This window comes from Leclercia sp. UBA7405 (assembly GCF_037152215.1).
GTDB lineage: Bacteria > Pseudomonadota > Gammaproteobacteria > Enterobacterales > Enterobacteriaceae > Enterobacter > Enterobacter pneumoniae.
This window is the reverse complement of record NZ_JBBCMR010000003.1, coordinates 188,593-209,596: the sequence shown is the minus strand read 5'-3', so window position 1 is coordinate 209,596 and position 21,004 is coordinate 188,593. Positions and strand designations below refer to the sequence as shown.

The window sequence follows — 21,004 nt, the reverse complement described above, 5'->3', positions numbered from 1 at the left end:
ATATCGTGTTGAAAACGTCATAAAGCCAGGGCAGGACGATAAAAAAAGGCCAGCGCGAGGCTGGCCTTGAAGAGAGGTCGGTCGTTTATTTCAGACCGGCTGCGTCACGCAGCAGGGCTGCTTTGTCGGTTTTTTCCCATGGGAAATGTTCGCGACCAAAGTGACCGTATGCTGCGGTCTCTTTATAGATTGGGTGCAGCAGATCCAGCATCTGAATCAGGCCGTATGGACGCAGGTCGAAGAACTCGCGCACCAGCAGAGTCAGCTGTTCGGAAGGCACTTTTTCGGTACCGAAGGTTTCCACCATGATGGAGGTCGGTTCAGCCACGCCGATTGCGTAGGAAACCTGAATCTCACAGCGGTCAGCCAGGCCAGCGGCAACGATGTTTTTCGCCACATAACGTGCCGCGTACGCTGCGGAACGGTCAACTTTAGACGGGTCTTTACCGGAGAACGCGCCGCCGCCGTGACGAGCCATGCCGCCGTAGGTATCAACGATAATTTTACGACCGGTCAGGCCACAGTCACCCATTGGGCCACCGATAACGAAACGGCCAGTCGGGTTGATGAAGAATTTGGTCGCGGAGTTCAGCCATTCGGTCGGCAGAACGGGCTTGATGATCTCTTCCATCACCGCTTCTTGCAGGGATTTCTGATCAATATCTTCCGCGTGCTGGGTAGAGAGAACAACCGCATCGATGCCAACAATTTTGCCGTCATCGTACTGGAAAGTTACCTGGCTTTTCGCATCCGGGCGCAGCCACGGCAGGGTGCCGTTTTTACGCACTTCAGCCTGACGCTGCACAAGACGGTGGGCGTAAGTCACAGGTGCTGGCATCAGCACGTCGGTTTCGTTGGTTGCATAGCCGAACATCAGGCCCTGGTCGCCCGCGCCCTGTTCCAGCGGGTCAGCACGGTCAACGCCCTGGTTGATGTCAGGAGACTGTTTGCCAATCGCGCTCAGTACGGCGCAGGAGTTGGCATCAAAGCCCATATCAGAATGCACATAGCCGATTTCACGCACCGTGTTACGGGTGATCTCTTCGATATCAACCCATGCGCTGGTGGTGATTTCACCGCCAACCAGAACCATGCCGGTTTTGACATAGGTTTCACATGCAACGCGGGCTTTTGGATCCTGTTCCAGGATCGCATCCAGCACCGCATCGGAGATTTGGTCAGCAATTTTATCAGGATGTCCTTCTGATACAGACTCGGACGTAAACAGGTGTTTTGCCATGTTTTATTTCACCTAAGGAGAATTTAGTTAGCTCAAACTGTCGTGTGAGGTCGTTATAGCGGAGTTTTCCGCCAGAACGTGCAGGTAGTGACACTGGCAGTCTGAGTGTTAATCAGTATGGATGGATTAACATCTGGACGGCTATTTTAGGTCACTTCTTCGCCCCATTTCCAGCTTTTTTTGAGATAGCTCCCACTACGTTGAAAACCCGACTGGAAATTTTTCCGGACACCACTGGCAATGCGCATATTTATATTTTGCTTTTTACCCATCTTCTCGGTATAAAACGCCGCGCACGGCTTCGACATAATAGCGCTCGATGATCTCATCGGGACGCCACTTCCAGCCGGGTTAAGCAGTGAACTTTTCGCTTTGGCTTGTGGGTCTGTCTTTCGGGGCGCCCGTGGAGGTGATTCAAGATAATGAACCGTCGTTTTCTGCCTTGTCAGTCCCGCCTTTCTGGCCGGAGTGCACTCCCCGTTCTCTACAAATCTATTCTGCAAACCTGCCGATGATATACCCATCTCGGCGCTTCTCAGGATTCCAGGGCCGGTTACGCTTTGTGAAGTCTGAACAAGGGCGCTCTTGTTAATACAAGAGTTTTCTCGTGGTTTCGCCGAACCTTGTCATACTTAGTTCGGTTACGTGTTTTACAATGATATGAACAAGAAACCGGTCGCACGGCCCGGCTTCCAGCATTCTGTGCTGGAAAACTGGTCGGTTAATGGGTTGTTATCGCAGTTTAACGCTGCGATAGTAGTCAACTGTTTTACACTTTTTAGTAAGAGTTGAGGTTCGCAATGTCTGACGACATGTCTTCATTTTCGCCTTCGTCAGCAGGCGAACAGGGTGTACTACGTTCTATGCAGGAGGTTGCGATGAGCTCCCAGGAAGCCAGCAAGATGCTGCGCACATACAATATTACGTGGTGGGGTAACAACTACTACGACGTCAACGAACTGGGTCACATCAGCGTCTGCCCGGATCCTGACGTACCGGAAGCGCGCGTCGATCTCGCCCAACTGGTGAAAGCACGTGAAGCACAGGGACAGCGTCTGCCTGCTCTGTTCTGCTTCCCGCAGATCCTGCAACACCGTCTGCGTTCCATTAACGCCGCGTTTAAACGCGCCCGTGAATCCTACGGTTACAACGGCGACTATTTCCTGGTTTATCCGATCAAGGTTAACCAGCATCGCCGCGTTATTGAATCCCTTATCCACTCCGGCGAACCGCTGGGGCTGGAAGCCGGCTCTAAAGCAGAGCTGATGGCGGTACTGGCGCATGCGGGTATGACCCGCTCGGTGATCGTCTGTAACGGCTATAAAGACCGCGAATACATCCGTCTGGCGCTGATTGGCGAGAAGATGGGCCATAAGGTCTATCTGGTCATTGAGAAGATGTCCGAAATCGCTATCGTGCTGGAAGAGGCCGAGCGCCTTAACGTGGTACCGCGTCTTGGCGTGCGTGCCCGTCTGGCGTCTCAGGGCTCCGGCAAATGGCAGTCCTCCGGCGGCGAGAAATCCAAATTTGGCCTGGCGGCAAACCAGGTGCTGCAGCTGGTAGAGATCATGCGTGAGCATGGTCGTCTGGACAGTATTCAGCTGCTGCATTTCCATCTCGGTTCGCAGATGGCTAACATCCGCGACATCGCCACCGGCGTGCGCGAGTCGGCCCGTTTCTACGTTGAGCTACATAAGCTGGGCGTGAACATTCAGTGCTTTGACGTGGGCGGCGGCCTGGGCGTGGACTACGAAGGTACGCGCTCCCAGTCGGATTGCTCGGTGAACTATGGCCTGAACGAATACGCTAACAACATCATCTGGGCGATTGGCGATGCGTGTGATGAGCACGGTCTGCCGCACCCGACCGTGATCACCGAATCGGGTCGTGCCGTTACCGCACACCATACGGTGCTGGTCTCGAACATTATCGGCGTTGAGCGCAACGAATACACCGAAGCGACCGCGCCGGCGGAAGATGCTTCGCGTGCGCTGCAGAGCATGTGGGAAACCTGGCAAGAGATGCACGAGCCGGGCACGCGTCGTTCGCTGCGTGAATGGCTGCACGATAGCCAGATGGACCTGCATGATATTCATATCGGATATTCGTCCGGGGCGTACAGCCTGCAAGAGCGTGCCTGGGCAGAGCAGCTTTATCTGAACATGTGCCACGAAGTGCAGAAACAGCTCGATCCGAGCAACCGTGCGCACCGCCCGATTATCGACGAACTGCAGGAGCGGATGGCGGACAAAATGTACGTCAACTTCTCGCTGTTCCAGTCGATGCCGGACGCATGGGGTATTGACCAGCTGTTCCCGGTCCTGCCGCTGGAAGGGCTGGATCAGGTACCTGAGCGCCGTGCGGTGCTGCTGGATATCACCTGTGACTCAGACGGTGCCATCGATCACTACATCGACGGTGACGGGATCGCCACTACCATGCCAATGCCGGAGTACGATCCGGAGAACCCGCCAATGCTGGGCTTCTTCATGGTCGGGGCGTATCAGGAGATCCTCGGTAACATGCACAACCTGTTCGGGGATACCGAGGCGGTGGATGTCTTTGTCTTCCCGGATGGCAATGTAGAAGTAGAGCTCTCTGACGAGGGCGATACCGTGGCCGATATGCTGGAGTATGTCCAGCTGGATCCGAAAAAACTGCTGACCCAGTTCCGCGATCAGGTGAAGAACACCGGTCTGGACGATCAGCTCCAGCAGCAGTTCCTGGAAGAGTTTGAAGCGGGTCTGTACGGTTATACGTATCTGGAAGACGAGTAAGTGAACCTCCCTCTCCCTGTGGGAGAGGGTAACAGACCGCTGGGCGTGTGATGCCCGTGTATCGGGCCCGGGAATGTAGGCCCGATAAGGCGAAGGCGCCCTCCGGCAGGATGCTATACTCACTTGAACCCGTATGGATTACCGGCGATAATTCGCCCCAATATGCGATTTACGAATCAATCCCTTCCTCGTCGGGTTTAACGACGCGGAGGGGATTTTTTTTCATCTTTTTTAAACATCGACGTTAAATGAGGTCAGGACATGAGCACCTTAGGTCATCAGTACGATAACTCTCTGGTATCTAACGCGTTTGGTTTTTTACGCCTTCCGATGAACTTCCAGCCGTACGACAGTGACGCGGAGTGGGTGATCACCGGGGTGCCATTTGATATGGCGACCTCTGGTCGCGCGGGTGGCCGTCACGGCCCGGCGGCAATCCGTCAGGTCTCCACTAACCTTGCCTGGGAACATCACCGTTTCCCGTGGAACTTCGACATGCGTGAGCGCCTGAACGTCGTGGACTGCGGCGATCTGGTGTATGCCTTCGGCGACGCGCGTGAGATGAGCGAAAAGCTGCAGGCTCACGCCGAGAAGCTGCTGGCTGCCGGTAAGCGCATGCTCTCCTTCGGTGGCGACCACTTCGTGACCCTGCCGCTGCTGCGCGCCCACGCTAAACACTTCGGTAAAATGGCGCTGGTGCATTTCGATGCGCATACCGATACCTATGCGAACGGCTGTGAATTTGACCACGGCACCATGTTCTTCACCGCGCCGAAAGAAGGGTTGATCGACCCGAACCATTCCGTGCAGATCGGTATCCGCACCGAGTTCGATAAAGACAACGGTTTCACCGTGCTGGATGCCTGCCAGGTGAACGATCGCGGCGTGGACGACATCATCGCCCAGGTGAAGCAGATCGTTGGCGATATGCCGGTGTACCTGACCTTTGATATCGACTGTCTGGATCCGGCGTTTGCACCGGGTACCGGTACGCCTGTCATCGGCGGGCTGACCTCTGACCGCGCCATCAAGCTGGTGCGCGGCCTGAAAGATCTGAACATTGTGGGCATGGATGTGGTGGAAGTCGCGCCGGCATACGATCAGTCCGAGATCACCGCGCTGGCCGCGGCGACCCTGGCGCTGGAAATGCTCTACATCCAGGCGGCGAAAAAGGGCGAATAACCTTTACGCGCTGAGTGCTGCTGCGCGACGCATGCGCAGCAGCAACACGCCCCCCGCCAGCAGGGTGATCGCCTGCGACACCACCAGCACCGAAAAGCCTGAGCTCACCGACCCCATCGATTTCATGACCATCCCCATCAGCAGCGGAATAAAGGCGGCGCAGAGATTGCCGATCCCATTAATAATTCCGTAGGCGCTACCGACCGCTTCTCGCGCCGCGTGATGCTGGATCACCGCAGGAATGGCCGCCCCCTGAAGTCCCCAGAAGATATTTGCCGAGAGCATAAACAGCGCAAGCCACAGCGGCTGGTGGCTCAGCATCAGCGCGATGACGGACAACGCCGTTAGCAAGCCGCCCACCACAAACAGCACCGGGGCCTGCTCCGGGCGCATTTTGTCGAGCAGTACGCCGCCGAGAAATTTTGAGCCAAGGCTTAACAGGAAGGGGACCGCGGCAAGCAGCCCGGTCGCGTGCAGCGAGAAGTGATGCTCATCGCGCAGCCAGGCGGGGAGCCATGCGCTGCTACCCCAGAGATAGCTCAGCGTGGCGATTTCAACCAGCAGGATCAGGCCGAGCAGTGGCGTATGCCAGGCGAGGGTAAAGGTCTGCATAAAACCCGGTTTTTGGATGGTCGTCACCTCGCGCGGCGCGGGCAGAAAATGCCAGATCGCACCGCCGCCCAGCACCAGGTTGATCGCTGCCAGGGCATAAAACGATCCGGCCCAGCCGAGGTGCGCCATTAGCCAGGTAATCAGCGGAAAGCCCACCGCCAGCCCCAGCGAAACGCCCAGGGCGGTGACGGCATTGGGTTTGCCGATCTCCTCTGCGCAGAAGTTATCGCTGATAAAGCGGGTTTTCAGCGAAAAGAGCGGCCCTTCAGCAACGCCTAAAATCACGCGCGCGATGAGCATTCCCATCAGCGAGCCGAGCAGCGGTGAAATGGCACACACCGCTGCCCAGATGGCAATGCTCATTAACAACCCCTGGCGATAATGGAATTTGCTTTCAATAACCGGCGTTAAGAGTAACGCGGAAAAACCATAGCCCAGCAGAAAGCATGTCATTAGCATTCCCTGTAACATTCTGTTTTCATTTAACTGAAAGTGTTCGGCGAACTCCGGGTTTAAAATCATCACCGAAATATTAACCCGGTCGACATACGAAATAATAATTAGCAATAACAGTGCTATCGTACCTTGCCATCTTGCCGTCATCATGCTCGCCTTATTGATTGATTTTTTATAAATGTGATTGTCACGCAAGTAAAATGGTTCACCAGTGAAACTCGTTGTTTATAAACAATAAAATAAAAATAAGTTTCACAGGTGAAACTCCGCGCGCATCCCTTTTATTTATTTCTAATGACGAATGATAAAATTAGTCAATAACTTTTGGTGAATATTTACGACCATTACTAAAACGTATTTCCTCACGCCTAAATAATGAATATTTCATATCGCTGCATTTTTTCGTGATCCTTTGCACACTTAGTTAATTAATTGTCTTTTGGTTAACAAATTCGTCACATTGCCGCTTGACGAAAGATTCATCGCTTTTATATTGACCGTATTAAATAAGAAACAGAGTTTCATATATGAAACAAAAGCCTGGAGGATCGCGATGAGCTGGATAGGCGTATGTGACGCAGAACAAGTACAGGAAGATTTCCCTTTTAGCGGCAACGTCGAGGGTAAAGAGATCGGCGTTTATTTAATTGACGGTGAATATTACGCGCTGGAAGACGTATGTCCGCACGCCTACGCGCTGCTAAGCCAGGGTTTTGTGGAAGACGGCAAAGTGGAGTGCCCGCTGCATGAGGCGGTTTTTGACGTCAAAACCGGCCAGTGCCTGCATGGCCCTGGCGGTCGCAACCTCAACCGCTACCCGGTTCGGGTCTTTGAAAACCAAATCCAGATTACCTTTGTCGAGGAGACCGTGGCATGAGCGAGACCCTGAATTTTAACCCGGCGCTGCCGGAAAGCCGCCAGTTTACCCCTCCGGCAGAGGGCGGTAACGGCGCGATCCACAAGCCGGGCGAATACCCGAATCTTATCTGGCAGACGCGCAGCCGCGAGCCGGAAAACTGGGAGCTGCACCTTATCGCCACCCTGGAAGAATTGTTTGAGCAGGGGGCGGAAACCCTGCCGGAGCTGGTGAACGGTCTGAACGCCGCACGCCTGCACGACCAGCAGGGCGAGCCCTGGAGCGAGAACAGCTTCCAGGCATTCTTACAGGTTAACGGCTACTGAGGACAACGCGATGACGACTCCCGTACAACACTATCTTGATAAAGGTCTGCGCGGCCTCTGGTATCCGGTTCTGGCGAGCTGGGAAGTGCAGTCTGCGCCGGTGGGTATTACCCGTCTCGGCGAGCAGATTGTGGTCTGGCGTAACAAAGACGGCCAGGTGCAGGCGCTGGAAGATCGCTGTCCACACCGCGGCGCGCGGCTGTCTATGGGCTGGAATCTCGGCGACCGCATCGCCTGCTGGTATCACGGCGTGGAAGTGGCGGGTAACGGCGAGGTGAAAGATGTGCCCGCGGTGGATAAATGCCCGCTGGTCGGCCAGCAGTGCGTGCGCAGCTACAACGTGCAGGAGGCGCACGGGGCCATCTTCCTGTGGTTTGGCGTTACCGCTGACCAGCAGCCGGATGAACTGAGCTTCCCGGATGAACTCGCCGACACCGACAATTTCAGCAACTTCCTCTGCACCGCCGGGTGGAAATGCAACTACCAGTACGCGCTGGAAAACGTGATGGACCCGATGCACGGTACCTATCTACACTCGTCGTCGCACTCGATGGCGGAAGGGGATCGCAAGGCGGAGATGGTGCTGCAGCCGACCAAAACCGGCTTCATCTTTGAGAAAAAAGGGCAGAGCGGCATCAACTTCGACTGGGTAGAGCTGGGCAACAGCGGCACCTGCTGGATGCGCCTCTCCATTCCTTATAAGAAGCGTTTCGGGCCGGGCGGCCACTTCTTTATCGTCGGCATGGTGGTGCCGGAAGATAACGACAACTGCCGCGTCTTCTTCTGGCGTATCCGCCGGGTGCAGGGCTGGCAGCGTGACATGTGGCGCTTCATGTACCGCAACCGCCTGGAGAAACTGCACTGGGAAGTCCTCGAACAGGACCGCGTGGTACTCGAAAGCCTCGCCCCAAACGCCCGCGAGCATGAATACCTGTACCAGCACGACGTCGGTCTCTCCCGCCTGCGCCGCATGATGCAAAAGGCGGCGAAAGAGCAGCTGGCGATGCGTGAAGAACAGCAGGGAGCCGCCTGATGAACGGCCTGCTGAACGGGAAGCGCATCGTCGTGACCGGCGCCGCGCGCGGGCTGGGCTATCACTTTGCCAAAGCCTGCGCAGAGCAGGGGGCGGCGGTGGTGATGTGCGATATCCTGAAGGGCGAGCTGGCCGAAAGCGCGCACGGGCTGCGTGAGCAGGGCTATGCGATCGAATCCCACATTATCGATCTGGCCGATCCGCACGCCATTGAGCAGGTATTCAGCGCCATCGGCGAGCAGGGCCAGATTGACGGGCTGGTGAATAACGCAGCCATGGCGACCGGCGTGGGGGGCAAAAACATGCTCGATTACGATCCGGATCTCTGGGATCGGGTGATGAGCGTCAACGTCAAGGGCACCTGGCTGGTGACGCGCGCCGCCGTGCCGCTGCTGCGTGAGGGGGCCGGGATTGTGAACGTCGCTTCCGACACCGCGCTGTGGGGCGCACCGCGCCTGATGGCCTATGTTGCCAGCAAGGGCGCGGTGATTGCCATGACCCGTTCGATGGCCCGTGAGCTGGGTGAAAAACGTATCCGCATCAATGCTATCGCGCCGGGATTAACCCGCGTCGAGGCGACCGAATATGTGCCCGCCGAACGCCATCAGCTCTACGAAAATGGCCGCGCGTTAACCGGCGCGCAGCAACCGGAAGATGTGACGGGCAGCGTGGTCTGGCTGTTAAGCGATCTGTCGCGGTTCATTACCGGGCAGCTGATTCCGGTCAACGGCGGTTTTGTCTTTAACTGAGGCCTGGTGAATATGGAAAACGATCGTGAAGTGAAGTATCTCGTGCCGGGGCTGGAGCGCGGTCTCCAGCTGCTGTTGGCCTTCGGCGAGCAGCACCGCGATCTGACCTTTGCCGAGCTGCACCGGCTGGTGGATATGCCAAAAGCGACCGCCTATCGCGTGGTACAGACGCTGGAATACATGGGCTTTCTGGAGCGCAACGCGCGCACCAATACTTTCTCGCTCGGCATGAATGTGCTGCGTCTGGGCTTTGAGTACATCGCCTCGCTGGACGTGGCGCAGGTCGGCCAGCCGGTTATTGAACAGTTGCGCGACGTCAGCCAGTGCAGCAGCCATCTGGCGATCCGCGACGGGCGCGACATTATTTACGTCGCCCGCGTCAGCGCTGCCGGTTCGCGCATCAACCAGGTCAGCATTGGCACCCGCCTGCCGGTGCACTGCACCTCGCTTGGCCGCATGCTGCTGACCGATATTTCGCGCGCTGACTTTGAACACCTGTTCCCGCATGAGCGCCTGCCGGGCAACACGCCGGGGCAGCTTCACGACCGCGAAGCGCTGTGGCAGATGGTGCAGCAGGACAAAGCTCGCGGCTACGTGATTGGCGAATCTTTCTTCCGCCACGGCATCTCCTCCATTGTCTATCCGGTGTATGACCGCAGCGGACGGGTGGCGGCGGTGGTCAGCATTCTGGTGCCGTCGGAGGAGATCCCCCGGACCGACCGCGAGCGCCTGCAAAACGAGGTCCGTCTGGCGGCGGATAAAATCTCTGGCTTCTTAGGATATTTGTCACAGGCCAGTTAAATCAGTGAGTTAACGTCAGGCGCTTTGCTGCGTCGGGCATGTTTTACGCCCAATTTGGGCCAGATGAGGCAACGAACGATGAGTGTAACCGGAATTGAAAAGCTGGAATTTGGCGTTGATAACCTGACGCACTGCGCCAAATTTATGCGTGATTTTGGCCTGACGGGCGATGCCAGCGGCCAGCGTTTTACCACCCTGAGCGGCGCGCGCGTTGAGCTCAACCCAATTGACAGCCCCGACCTGCCGCCGGCGTTTGAAGCGGGCAACACCCTGCGCCGCATGACCTGGGCGGTGGCGACCCAGGACGAGCTGGATGCGTTGCGCCCGAAGCTGGCGCAGCAGCCCGGCTTTCGCCAGGTGGGGGACGCGCTGGAGTGTCTTGATCCGAACGGTATGACCCTGCGCGTACAGGTGAGCCAGCAGGTGCCGGTTGAGCTGAACGTCGAGCCGATTAACCAGTGGGGAGACGCCCGCCGCATCGACACGCCAAGCCCGGTGTACGACCGCGCTCAGCCGATCAACGTCGGTCACGTGGTCTTCTTCGTCGAGGAGCTGGCGGCAGTAGAAAAGTTCTACCGCGAGGTGCTTGGCTTCCAGGTTTCTGACCGCTACATCAACCGCGCCGTGTTCCTGCGCTGTGGCCCGCGTGGCGGCCATCACAATCTTTTCCTGCTCCAGCTGCCGAACCGCAAGCGCGGCCTGAACCACGTCGCCTTTACCGTGCGCGACATTCACGAAGTGATCGGCGGCGGCATTGCGATGAATAAAAACGACTGGAGCACCTTTATCGGGCCGGGCCGCCATCCGGTGTCGTCCGCCTACTTCTGGTACGTCAACAGCCCGACCGGCGGCGCGTTTGAGTACTACACCAACGACGACTACCTGACCGAAAACTGGCAGCCGCGTGAGCTGGAACACTCCCTGATCTCCTTTACCGAATGGGCAGTAGAGGGCGGGATTGACCATGACACGCGCCGCCAGCAGAAAAAGCCGGAGGCGGTATGACCTCGCGCATTGTCATTATCGGCGGCGGCCAGGCGGGGGGCTGGGCGGCGAAAACCCTGCGCGACGACGGCTTCGACGGCGAGATTTGTGTAGTGGCGGAAGAGGAGTGGGATTTTTATGAGCGCCCGCCGCTTTCGAAAGCCGCGTTGCTGGACGCCGATGCCGCGCTGCCGCGCCTGTTTGCTGAAGAGGCCCAACAGGCGCTGAATCTGACCTGGTACCGTCCTTTGCGCGCCACGCAGATCGATCGCGCCGCGAAAAAGGTACATTTGAGCAACGGTGAGCTTCTTAGTTACAACATCCTTTTAATTGCGACCGGTGGACGGGCGCGTCTGCCGGGCGAGACGTGGGCAAAACATCCGCAGGTCTACACCCTGCGCCACTGGCAGGACGCGCAGCGCCTGAAAGCGCGTCTGGCGCAAAGCAACACCCTGGCGATTGTCGGTGGCGGCTGGATCGGCCTGGAGATTGCCGCCTCGGCGCGTAAAAGTGGCGTGGCGGTTACGCTGTTCGAGCAGCAGCCTGCCCTGTGCATGCGCTCGGTGAGCGGCGAGGTTTCCCGACAGCTGGAGAAGATCCACCGCGAGCAGGGCGTGGATATCCGCACCGGCTGCGGCGTGCTGGAGCTTGACGATCACAACGGTCTGCCGGTGATCCATTGCGACGGCAAACGCGAAACCTTCGATGCGGTGGTGGTGGGGATCGGCGTCGATTTGAACCTTGAGCTGGCCCGCGACGCCGGGCTAAAGACCGACCGTGGGATCGTGGTGGACGCGCAGGGGCGCACGTCGGATCCGGCCATCTTTGCCGCGGGCGATGTCGCGCAGCATCACCACTACGGGCTGTGCATCCAGTCGTGGGCCTTTGCCCAGAATCAGGCGGTGGCGACGGCGAAAGCAATGCTTAACCCCGACGCGCCGGGCTACGACGACGCACCGTGGCTGTGGTCGGATCAATATCAGCACAACATCCAGATCCTCGGCATTCCGCAGCCTGGCGGCAAAACCGTCGTTCGTGATAACGCGCTGTTCTTCTCGCTGGATGACGGCGGACGGTTGACGCAGCTGGTGGCCTTTAACGACGCGCGTACCGTCAAGCTGGCGAAGCGCTGGATGGCGGCGGGGCGAGACTTATCGGATGTGCCGCTGAGCGACCCGGCCTTTTCACTGATGGCACTGCGATAGCTAACCCGCACCCGTAGGGGGAGACATGACCACATTCGAGACCAACGCCGCGCCCTCAGAGGCGAGCGGCGAGGGAACCCGTACGCCTGAAAAAGCCGTACGCTGGGCTATCCCGCTGTCGCTGCTGGCCTGCGTGCTGCTGGCGTTTTTCGACAAAATCAGTATCGCGGCACTGTTTTCCGATAGCCATTTCCAGCAGGCGATGGGGATCGATTTTGACACCACGCGCCTCGGCATCCTGATGAGTGCATTTCTGCTGAGCTACGGCTTTTCATCGGTGCTGCTCAGCGGGCTGGGGGACAAAATCCCGCCGCTGCGCCTGCTCACCGGGATGATGGCGGTGTGGTGCGTGCTGATGGTGGCGATGGGCTTCACCCATAACTACACGGTGATGATTGTTCTGCGCATTCTACTGGGCATCGCCGAAGGGCCGCTGTTCCCGCTGGCGTTCGCCATCGTGCGCCATAACTTCCCGCAACATCTGCAGGCGCGCGCCACCATGCTGTGGCTGCTCGGTACGCCGGTGGGCGCGGCAATTGGTTTCCCGCTCTCCCTCTGGCTGCTCAACACTTTCGGCTGGCAAAGCACCTTCTTTGTCATGGCGATGCTCACCGTGCCGGTGCTGATCTTTGTGCGCATAGGCCTGCGCGGTATTCGCCTCGACGTGAAACCAACAACTACGCAGGCATCACGGGACGAGCGGCGTGCGGCGCGGCGCGAGCTGTTTGTCAGCCCGCACTTCTGGGTAATTTGCGTCTTTAACGTCGCCTTTCTCACCTATCTGTGGGGGATCAACGGCTGGCTGCCGGGCTACCTGATCAAGGGCAAGGGCATTCATCTGGAGCACGCGGGCTGGCTGTCGTCGATGCCGTTTATCGCCATGCTGGCGGGCGAGGTGATTGGCGCCTGGCTTTCGGACCGCGTCGATAAGCGGGCGGCGGCCTGTTTTATCTCCATGGCGGGAGCAGCTGTCGGGCTGACGGCGGTGATGCACCTTGATACGCCCCTGACGATTATCGCGGCGATGAGCTTTAGCACCTTTATGTGGGGCACGGGTGCGCCGAACATTTTCGCCCTGCTGGCGAAGGCTACCCATCCCCGGGTGAGCGCGACGGCGGGCGGCATTTTCAACGGGCTGGGAAACTTTGCCGGGGCGTTGTCGCCCGCGGTGATGGGAGCGCTTATCGCCTTCACCCACAGCATGGATTCCGGGCTGATTTTTCTGGCGGTGATGGCGGCGGTGGGCTGCGTCCTGTTACTGCCGCTGCTGAGACGTTACTGAGGAGAGTGTCATGACTGATTCAACCGTAACTGCAAAACCGGGCATTAAGCCTGACCATCTGACCATGGAAGAGTGGGTCGAGTCGCGCATTGCGCGCTTTGAAGGCCGCAAGTATGACTGGAACGCCCTGAAGTTCCAGGCCGACTATGACCCGAAATACCGCCGCGCGCAGATGCGCTATATCGGCACCGGCGCAACCGGCGTGGCGAACGACACCAATACCGTTCAGGCCGACCACTTCACCTTCTCCACCATGGTACTGCCGTCGAAGTGCGAAGGGCCGCTGCACCTGCACGACGACGTGGAAGAGGTCTTCTTCATGCTCAAAGGGCAGATCACCCTGATGATTCAGGACGGCGACAACTACACCGAAACCGTGCTGCGCGAGCGCGACCTGATCTCCGTTCCGCCAGGCATCTACCGCGGGCTGTTTAACCACGGCGAAGAAGAGGCGCTGATGTGCGTAATGCTGGGAACCAACAAGCCGGAAATCCCAACCTATCCGGCCGATCACCCGCTCTCTAAAGTGAAGCGCGGGTAAGGAGGCAGTATGACGGGCTTTCGCGAACAGGGAAGCGGCACGCCGCTGATGCTGCTGCACGGTATCAGCTCCGGCGCGGCCTCCTGGCATAAGCAGATGGCGCTGAGCGGTTTTCGCGTGCTGGCGTGGGACATGCCCGGGTATGGCGAAAGCCCGATGCTCTCGACCGAACGCGCGAACGCGGGCGATTACGCCGACGCGCTGGCGGCGATGCTCGATCGTGCGGGCGTCTGGCAGACGGTGCTGGTCGGGCACTCGCTGGGGGCGCTGGTCGCCAGCGCCTTTGCCGCGAAGTTTCCGCAACGCGTGCTGCATCTGGTGCTGGCGGACGCGGCGCAGGGCTACGGCCAGGCCGCGCCGGAGCAGCGCGAGCAGGTGTGGCGCAACCGCGAGCAGCAGATCGCGCTGGGCGGCGACATTCTCGCCCAGACCCGTGCGGCGAAGCTGCTGCGCCCCGGCGCGCGCGTGGAGGATATCGCGACCGTTGCGACGGGCATGCGCGCCCTGCGCCCGGAAGGCTATCTCGCCGCCGCGTGGATGCTGGCCCACGACGATATCCACGGCTGGCTGACGCGCTATTCGGGCACCTTTGAAGCCTGGTGCGGCGAGCAGGATGCCATCACCCAACCCGAGCAGGTGCAGGGGCTGGCGCTGCGCTACGGCATGCCGTTTACCTCTATTCCCCAGGCCGGGCACGCCAGCTACCTCGATAACGCGGCGTTTTTTAACCAACAGCTTTTACGTATTCACCAGGAGATAGGCGATGAATGCACACATTGATGGTCGCGTAGCGGTAGTCACCGGCGGATCGTCCGGCATCGGCTTTGAAACGCTGCGCCTGCTGCTGGGCGAGGGGGCAAAAGTGGCATTCTGCGGCCGCGATCCGGACCGGCTCGCCAGTGCGCATGCGGCGCTGCAAAACGACTACCCCGACGGAGAGATCTTCGCTTACCGCTGCGACGTGCTCAACGCCGATGAGGTGCAGGCTTTCGCGCAGGCGGTTCAGGCGCGCTTTGGCGCGGCGGATATGTTGATCAACAACGCCGGGCAGGGCTACGTGGCGCACTTCAACGACACCCCGCGCGAGGCGTGGCTGCACGAAGCCGAACTGAAACTGTTTGGGGTAATCAACCCGGTGCAGGCGTTTCAGCCTCTGCTGGAGCAGTCCGATATCGCCTCGATTACCTGCGTCAACTCCCTGCTGGCGTTGCAGCCGGAGGAGCACATGATCGCCACCTCCGCCGCCCGCGCCGCGCTGCTGAATATGACGCTGACGCTCTCTAAAGAGCTGGTGGGCAAAGGTATTCGCGTCAACTCCATTTTGCTCGGCATGGTGGAGTCCGGCCAGTGGCAGCGCCGCTTTGAAAACCGGACGGATAAAAGCCAGAGCTGGCCGGAATGGACGGCGGATATTGCGCGCAAGCGGGGCATACCGATGGCGCGCCTCGGCAAGCCGCAGGAGCCCGCACAGGCGCTGCTGTTCCTCGCCTCGCCGCTGGCCTCGTTTACCACCGGTGCCGCGCTGGACGTTTCCGGCGGCTTCTGCCGTCACCTGTAAGGACGCATCATGAAAAAAATCATGTTAATTGGCTTTGGCGCGATGGCGCAGGCGGTGATTGAGCGCCTGCCTGATGGCGTCAGCATCGGCTGGATCGTGGCGCGCGAGGCCCACCACGAGGCCATTCGCGCGCAGTTCGGCGGTGCGGTGGCGGCGCTGGCCTCGCCTGCAGACTGCGCTGAAGCGCCCGATCTGGTGCTGGAGTGCGCCAGCCAACAGGCAGTGGCGCAGTACGGCGAAGAGATACTGCATCGCGGCTGGCATCTGGCTGTGATATCCACCGGCGCGCTGGCGGACAGCGCGCTGGAACAGCGTCTGCTTAGCGCGGGCGGAAAACTCACGCTGCTCTCCGGCGCGGTGGCGGGCATCGACGGGCTCTCCGCCGCCAGAGAGGGCGGCCTGGAGCGTGTGACCTATCGGTCGCGCAAAAGCCCGGCCAGCTGGCGCGGCAGCTACGCCGAGCAGCTTATCGATCTTAACGCGGTGTCGCAGGCGCAGGTGTTCTTTGAGGGCAGCGCCCGCGAGGCGGCGCGGCTGTTCCCGGCTAACGCCAACGTGGCGGCGACCGTGGCGCTCGGCGGCGTCGGGATGGATGACACCCGCGTGCAACTGATGGTCGACCCGGCGACGACGCGCAACACCCATACGCTGCACGTCGAAGGGCTGTTTGGTGAGTTTCATCTGGAGCTGAGCGGCCTGCCGCTTGCCAGCAACCCCAAAACCTCCACCCTGGCGGCACTGAGCGCGGTGCGCGCCTGCCGCGAGCTGGCCCTGAGCTGAGGAGTCACGATGGACGATCTGAAGATTTTTATCGGTGGTCACTGGCGCCATGGCGGCGGCAACCTGATGCAGAGCCAGTTCCCGGCGGATGGCTCAATCAACGCAACGCTTAACGCCGCAAGCCTGGACGATCTGGAAGATGCCATCGAGGCAGGCGAACGCGCGTGGCGCGATCCGGACTGGCGCAACCGCCTGCCGCATATGCGGGCGAAGATCCTGCACAAGGTGGCCGATCTGATTGAATCCCGCGTCGATGAACTGGCGCAGATGCAGAGCCGCGATAACGGCAAGCCGCTGGCGGAAGCGCGTGGTCTGGTGATGAGTGCGGCGGGCACGGCGCGCTATTTCGCCGCCGCCTGCGAACTGCTGGAAGGCGAACTTCCCACCCCACGCCAGCCCGATCTCCTGACGCTGAGCCGCTACGAGCCACTCGGCGTGGTGGCGGCCATCACGCCGTGGAATTCACCGATTGCCAGCGAAATGCAGAAGGTTGCCCCGGCCATTGCCGCCGGAAATGCGGTGATCCTCAAACCTGCCGAGGCCACGCCGCTGATGGCGCTGGAGCTGGCGCGTATTTTTGAGCAGGCCGGGCTGCCCGCCGGGCTGCTGAGCGTGCTCCCAGGCAAAGGTTCAGTGATTGGCGACGCGCTGGCGCGCCACCCTCGCGTGCGGAAAATTTCCTTTACCGGCGGCACGACCACGGGGCGGCATCTGGCGCACGTGGCGGCGGAAAAGCTGATCCCGGCGTCGCTGGAGCTGGGCGGAAAATCCCCGACCATTGTGCTGGACGATGCGGACGTCGAGCAGGCCGCGCGCGGGATCTGCTACGGCATTTTCAGCTCGGCGGGGCAGGCGTGCATTGCCGGTTCACGGCTGTTTATCCACGAGAGCATTTACGCTCCGCTGATGGCGCGGCTGCTGGAACTCACGCGCGGCCTGCGCGTCGGCCATCCGTTTGCCGACGGTACACATATCGGACCGCTGATTAACGACAAACATCGTCAGAGCGTGCAGGCCTACGTAGAGCTGGCGCAACGCGAAGGGGGCCGCGTCCTGTGCGGCGGGGAGATCCCGGCCGATCCGGCGCTTGCTGGCGGCAGCTTCTTCCAGCCAACGATTATCGAGGGGCTGACCAACGCCGCCCGCGCCTGTCAGGAGGAGATCTTCGGCCCGGTGCTGGTGGCGATGCCGTTCAGTGACGAGGCGGCGCTGATCCGCGAGGCCAACGACTCGGTGTACGGCCTGGCGGCGGGCATCTGGACGCGCGATACCGGACGCGCCCTGCGCCTGAGCGAGCAACTGGAAGCAGGCACCGTGTGGATCAACACCTACAAAGTGTTTGCGATTTCGACCCCGTTTGGGGGCTTTAAAGAGAGCGGTCTGGGCCGCGAAAAGGGCATTCAGGGGCTGAAAGCCTGGATGCAGCAAAAGAGCATTTATCTGGCGACGGGTAATAGCGTCAACCACTGGTGCGACTGAGAAAGGGTGAGCAATGAGCGAAATGATAACCGTCGGCGACGCCATCGCCAGAACGCTGGAGCAGTATCAGGTTGAGGCCATCTACGGCGTCATCTCTATCCACAACCTGCCAATCGCGGATGCGGTGGGGCAGCGGGGCAACATCCGCTTTGTGCCCGCGCGCGGCGAGGCGGGTTCCGTCACCATGGCCGACGCCCACGGACGCTTTTCCGGCCTTGGCGTGGCGCTGACCAGCACCGGCGCAGGGGCGGGCAACGCGGTGGGGGCGCTGGTGGAAGCCATGAACGCCTGTACGCCGCTGCTGCACCTGACCGGCCAGGTCGAAAAAGCCTGGCTGGATGCCGACACCGGGTTTATCCACGAAACCCGCGATCAGCTGACCTTCCTCAAGGCCAGCTCGAAACGGGCCTGGCGCATCAGCAATGCTCACCAGGCAGTCGCTATTCTCCATAAGGCCATTCAGGAGGCGCAGACGCCGCCGTGCGGGCCGGTTTCGGTGGAAATTCCGATTGATATTCAGGGGGCGAAGATCCCGGCCTCGCTGGTGACGGCACCGGTAAAATCCACCGCGCCGGACACCGTTGATAAGGCTGCGGTCGAGGCGCTCTGGGCGCAGCTTAAGCAGGCGAAACAGCCTCTGCTGTGGCTGGGCGGGGGGGCGCTGGGAAGTGCTGAGGCCGTGCAAAAGCTGGCGGATGCGGGCGTTACGGTGATCTCCAGCACCCACGCACGCGGCGTGCTGCCGGACAGCCATCGCGCCAGCCTGCGGGCGTTTCATAATTCACCGTCGGTCGAGGCGCTAATTGCCCGGTGCGACTTTACGCTGGTGGCAGGCTCGCGCCTGCGCAGTAACGAAACCCGCTCATGGACGCTCGAGCTGCCGCATCCCCGCGTGCAGATTGATATCGATCCGGCGGCGGCGAGCCGTAACTATCTAATGGATAACACCCTGGTCGCCGACTGTTCTGCGCTGCTGACGGCGCTGGCGAACAAAGCGCAGGGGCGCGAATGGGGCAATGCCCAGTGGGATGGGCAGGTTCAGCAGGCGGTGGCAACAGCAGAGCAGGGGCTGCGCGAGCAGTGCGGCGCCTATGCCAGGCTGAACGATGCTATCGACAACGCCCTGCCGAACGACGGCCTGCTGGTGCGGGATATCACCGTTTCCGGCAGCCTGTGGGGCAGCCGTTTGTTCCGCGCTAACGGCCCGCTGATGAACATTCACTCTCTGGCGGGGGCGATTGGCATGGGGCTGCCGATGGCGATCGGCACCGCGATTGCCAACCCGCAACGCAAGGTGGTGGGACTGGTGGGCGACGGCGGCCTGAGCCTTAATCTGGGTGAACTGGCAACGCTTGCCCAGGAGAAAGCGAACGTGACGCTGCTGATCATGAACGACGGCGGCTATGGCGTAATGCGCGGGATCCAGGATAAGTATTTCGGTGGGCGTCAGTATTACAACGAACTGCATACGCCGGACTTTACCCTGCTGGCGCAGGCGATTGGCCTGCAGGCGTGGAGCGTGGAGCGGGCCGAGGATTTTGACGCGGTGATGACGGAGGCGCTGTCAATGCCGGGGCCGTCGGTGGTAGAGGTGCGCATGGGGCAGATTGGCGCGCTGAAGTTTGCCGGGCCGCCGCAGAAGTCGCTGTATTGATTAGAGGATATAGCAACGTTAGCTGAGGTGCGGGTCAATTCCCCTCACCCCGACCCTCTCCCAAAGGGAGAGGGTGATCGCGTTCCCTCTCCCTTTGGGAGAGGGTTAGAGTGAGGGGGGACAAACTTAAAACACGTTAAACGGATATTCCACGTAAGCGCGAAGCTCGTTGCCGCCGACGTTATAGTCGCTGGCGTTGCTGGAGACGCGCAGGACGGAATAGCGCAGTTTCAGCTTCAGATCTTTTGCGGGGCCATCCTGTACCTGGTATTGCACCTGGTTGAACCACTCGTGCTCTTTACCGTTGCTGGTTTCAGATGTTTTGATGTTATCGCCACGCACGTAGGCCGTGGTCCAGCTCAGACCCGGTAAGCCGAGGCCAGCGAAGTCCAGACCGTAAGAGGCCTGCCACGAACGTTCGTCTTCACCATTAAAATCAGACCAGTAGGAGTTCGCCAGCCAGATGGTGTTGCCGCCGTCGCCCACGCCGTCGCGATCGCGATAGCTACCATAGTGATAACCGGTGCTGCCGCTGCTCTGCTGGTACGCCACCTTAAAGGTATGAACGTCCCAGATATAGCTGGCCGCCAGGCTCCAGATGCTATTGCTGCGACCGGTGTTGAGGTCGTTGGCATAGCCCTGATCCAGACGAGAGTTATAGCCGTTAAAGTCGAGTACCAGCTGTTGGCCAGTGCTGAACGGTTGTTTGAAGTTCAGACCCAGGTACTGCTTGTTCATCACCTCTTCATTGTGAGAGGCGTACAGCGCGCCGCTGAACTGATCGTTAAATTGATAGCTTGCGCCGCCGAAGGTAAGGCTCTTCAGACCACTATCGTGGCGATCGTCACTCTTACGCTGCTCGTCGGTAAAGTAACCTGCGTTAACTTCCAGACCGTCGATCTCTTTAGAGGTTAACAGCGCGCCGGTATAGCTTTCGAACAGCAGGCGCGAGCTGTCGGAGGTGACAATCGGTAACGCAGGACGCTGGCTGCCGTAGCTCAGCACGGTATTGGAGATGCGCATTTTGGCGGTCGCGCCAAATTTTGCCAGTTCGGACTTCGCGCGGCCATCATCTTCCTGCCTGAAGAAGTCGATACCGCCCGCGCCGCTCTTGCCGCGGCCACCGTCGAGACGCACGCCGTACTGCGCAATGCCGTCGACGCCAAAGCCTACCAGCCCTTCGGTATAACCGGATTCAAAGGTCGCAACGATTCCCTGACCCCATTCGGCCTTGTCCTTCTGGCTTTGATGGTAGTCGCGGCTGATGTATGCGTTACGGAAAAACAGGTCCAGATGGCTGTCGTCAATAAAACCCTGGCTGTCAGATTGCTGGCTTGCAACGGCGGGAAGGGCCGAAAATAAACCTAATGCGATTAACGATAATTCTTTTTTCACGGAAGGAACTTCTCTTTCTAAATAATATCAAATTGCGTTGCTGCGTATTTGATAGTTACCTGAAAGATAAATGATTGCAATGGTTATGTGACGC

General features: G+C 59.6%; 20 protein-coding genes and 1 pseudogene. 18 read left to right on the top strand and 3 right to left on the bottom strand.

Annotated elements, in window-relative coordinates; all coding sequences use genetic code 11:
• Positions 1 to 85: 85 nt before the first annotated feature.
• On the bottom strand, positions 86 to 1,240 hold the full coding sequence (gene metK, locus WFN75_RS16240) for a methionine adenosyltransferase (protein ID WP_040074088.1): 1,155 nt from the start codon (positions 1,238 to 1,240) through the stop codon (positions 86 to 88).
• A 515-nt stretch (positions 1,241 to 1,755) separates the two neighbouring features.
• Between metK and WFN75_RS22695 the strand changes: the two are divergent.
• The 4 genes and pseudogenes from WFN75_RS22695 to speB form a co-directional block, all read left to right on the top strand.
• Positions 1,756 to 1,806: pseudogene (locus tag WFN75_RS22695) on the top strand (hypothetical protein); the annotation flags it as partial.
• Between the two features lie 94 nt (positions 1,807 to 1,900).
• Complete coding sequence (yqgB, locus tag WFN75_RS16235) at positions 1,901 to 2,032, top strand: acid stress response protein YqgB (protein WP_154298976.1); 132 nt, start codon at positions 1,901 to 1,903, stop codon at positions 2,030 to 2,032.
• Between the two features lie 8 nt (positions 2,033 to 2,040).
• Positions 2,041 to 4,017 (top strand): biosynthetic arginine decarboxylase, encoded by a 1,977-nt coding sequence (speA, locus tag WFN75_RS16230; RefSeq protein ID WP_072039477.1) that lies wholly within the window; start codon positions 2,041 to 2,043, stop codon positions 4,015 to 4,017.
• Positions 4,018 to 4,278: 261 nt separating this feature from the next.
• The gene (gene speB / locus WFN75_RS16225; protein WP_040074090.1) at positions 4,279 to 5,199 is read left to right on the top strand and encodes an agmatinase; all 921 of its coding nucleotides are present in this window, start codon (positions 4,279 to 4,281) and stop codon (positions 5,197 to 5,199) included.
• A 3-nt stretch (positions 5,200 to 5,202) separates the two neighbouring features.
• Here the strand turns inward: speB and WFN75_RS16220 are convergent, their stop codons facing one another.
• Complete coding sequence (locus WFN75_RS16220) at positions 5,203 to 6,414, bottom strand: MFS transporter (protein WP_336996607.1); 1,212 nt, start codon at positions 6,412 to 6,414, stop codon at positions 5,203 to 5,205.
• A gap of 406 nt (positions 6,415 to 6,820) precedes the next feature.
• Here WFN75_RS16220 and WFN75_RS16215 point away from each other — a divergent pair, with 406 nt between their 5' ends.
• The 14 genes from WFN75_RS16215 to WFN75_RS16150 all read left to right on the top strand — a co-directional run bounded on the left by WFN75_RS16215 (position 6,821) and on the right by WFN75_RS16150 (position 19,515).
• Positions 6,821 to 7,144: a Rieske (2Fe-2S) protein gene (locus WFN75_RS16215; RefSeq protein WP_013098654.1), complete on the top strand. Its 324-nt coding sequence runs from the start codon at positions 6,821 to 6,823 to the stop codon at positions 7,142 to 7,144.
• Positions 7,141 to 7,449 carry a recombinase-like helix-turn-helix domain-containing protein gene (locus tag WFN75_RS16210; RefSeq protein ID WP_286791425.1) on the top strand — a complete coding sequence of 103 codons (309 nt, stop codon included), beginning with the start codon at positions 7,141 to 7,143 and terminating at the stop codon, positions 7,447 to 7,449. The genes WFN75_RS16215 and WFN75_RS16210 overlap by 4 nt, the downstream gene beginning before the upstream one ends.
• A 10-nt stretch (positions 7,450 to 7,459) precedes the next feature.
• Positions 7,460 to 8,482, top strand: coding sequence for an aromatic ring-hydroxylating oxygenase subunit alpha (locus WFN75_RS16205; protein WP_046887141.1), 1,023 nt, complete (start codon positions 7,460 to 7,462; stop codon positions 8,480 to 8,482).
• Positions 8,482 to 9,231 (top strand): SDR family oxidoreductase, encoded by a 750-nt coding sequence (locus tag WFN75_RS16200; RefSeq protein ID WP_046887140.1) that lies wholly within the window; start codon positions 8,482 to 8,484, stop codon positions 9,229 to 9,231. Before WFN75_RS16205 ends, WFN75_RS16200 begins: the two co-directional genes overlap by 1 nt.
• Before the next feature lie 12 nt (positions 9,232 to 9,243).
• Entirely contained in the window at positions 9,244 to 10,032 is a 789-nt protein-coding gene (locus tag WFN75_RS16195) for an IclR family transcriptional regulator (RefSeq protein ID WP_040074098.1), read from the top strand.
• Between the two features lie 78 nt (positions 10,033 to 10,110).
• Positions 10,111 to 11,037 (top strand): VOC family protein, encoded by a 927-nt coding sequence (locus tag WFN75_RS16190; RefSeq protein WP_046887139.1) that lies wholly within the window; start codon positions 10,111 to 10,113, stop codon positions 11,035 to 11,037.
• Positions 11,034 to 12,221, top strand: a complete 1,188-nt coding sequence (locus WFN75_RS16185) for an NAD(P)/FAD-dependent oxidoreductase (protein WP_336996498.1) — start codon at positions 11,034 to 11,036, stop codon at positions 12,219 to 12,221. The genes WFN75_RS16190 and WFN75_RS16185 overlap by 4 nt, the downstream gene beginning before the upstream one ends.
• A gap of 25 nt (positions 12,222 to 12,246) precedes the next feature.
• Positions 12,247 to 13,503 (top strand): MFS transporter, encoded by a 1,257-nt coding sequence (locus WFN75_RS16180; protein ID WP_336996497.1) that lies wholly within the window; start codon positions 12,247 to 12,249, stop codon positions 13,501 to 13,503.
• 10 nt (positions 13,504 to 13,513) lie between these two features.
• Complete coding sequence (locus tag WFN75_RS16175) at positions 13,514 to 14,044, top strand: cupin domain-containing protein (protein WP_040074103.1); 531 nt, start codon at positions 13,514 to 13,516, stop codon at positions 14,042 to 14,044.
• 9 nt (positions 14,045 to 14,053) lie between these two features.
• The gene (locus tag WFN75_RS16170; RefSeq protein WP_336996496.1) at positions 14,054 to 14,824 is read left to right on the top strand and encodes an alpha/beta fold hydrolase; all 771 of its coding nucleotides are present in this window, start codon (positions 14,054 to 14,056) and stop codon (positions 14,822 to 14,824) included.
• Positions 14,808 to 15,602: an SDR family oxidoreductase gene (locus WFN75_RS16165; protein ID WP_040074105.1), complete on the top strand. Its 795-nt coding sequence runs from the start codon at positions 14,808 to 14,810 to the stop codon at positions 15,600 to 15,602. Before WFN75_RS16170 ends, WFN75_RS16165 begins: the two co-directional genes overlap by 17 nt.
• Positions 15,603 to 15,611: 9 nt before the next feature.
• Complete coding sequence (locus WFN75_RS16160) at positions 15,612 to 16,382, top strand: aspartate dehydrogenase (protein ID WP_336996495.1); 771 nt, start codon at positions 15,612 to 15,614, stop codon at positions 16,380 to 16,382.
• A gap of 9 nt (positions 16,383 to 16,391) precedes the next feature.
• Positions 16,392 to 17,861, top strand: a complete 1,470-nt coding sequence (locus WFN75_RS16155) for an aldehyde dehydrogenase (protein ID WP_336996494.1) — start codon at positions 16,392 to 16,394, stop codon at positions 17,859 to 17,861.
• Between the two features lie 13 nt (positions 17,862 to 17,874).
• Complete coding sequence (locus tag WFN75_RS16150) at positions 17,875 to 19,515, top strand: thiamine pyrophosphate-binding protein (protein WP_336996493.1); 1,641 nt, start codon at positions 17,875 to 17,877, stop codon at positions 19,513 to 19,515.
• 126 nt (positions 19,516 to 19,641) lie between these two features.
• On the opposite strand, the gene WFN75_RS16145 is transcribed toward WFN75_RS16150, so the two are convergent.
• The gene (locus tag WFN75_RS16145; protein ID WP_336996492.1) at positions 19,642 to 20,910 is read right to left on the bottom strand and encodes an OprD family outer membrane porin; all 1,269 of its coding nucleotides are present in this window, start codon (positions 20,908 to 20,910) and stop codon (positions 19,642 to 19,644) included.
• Positions 20,911 to 21,004 lie beyond the last annotated feature (94 nt).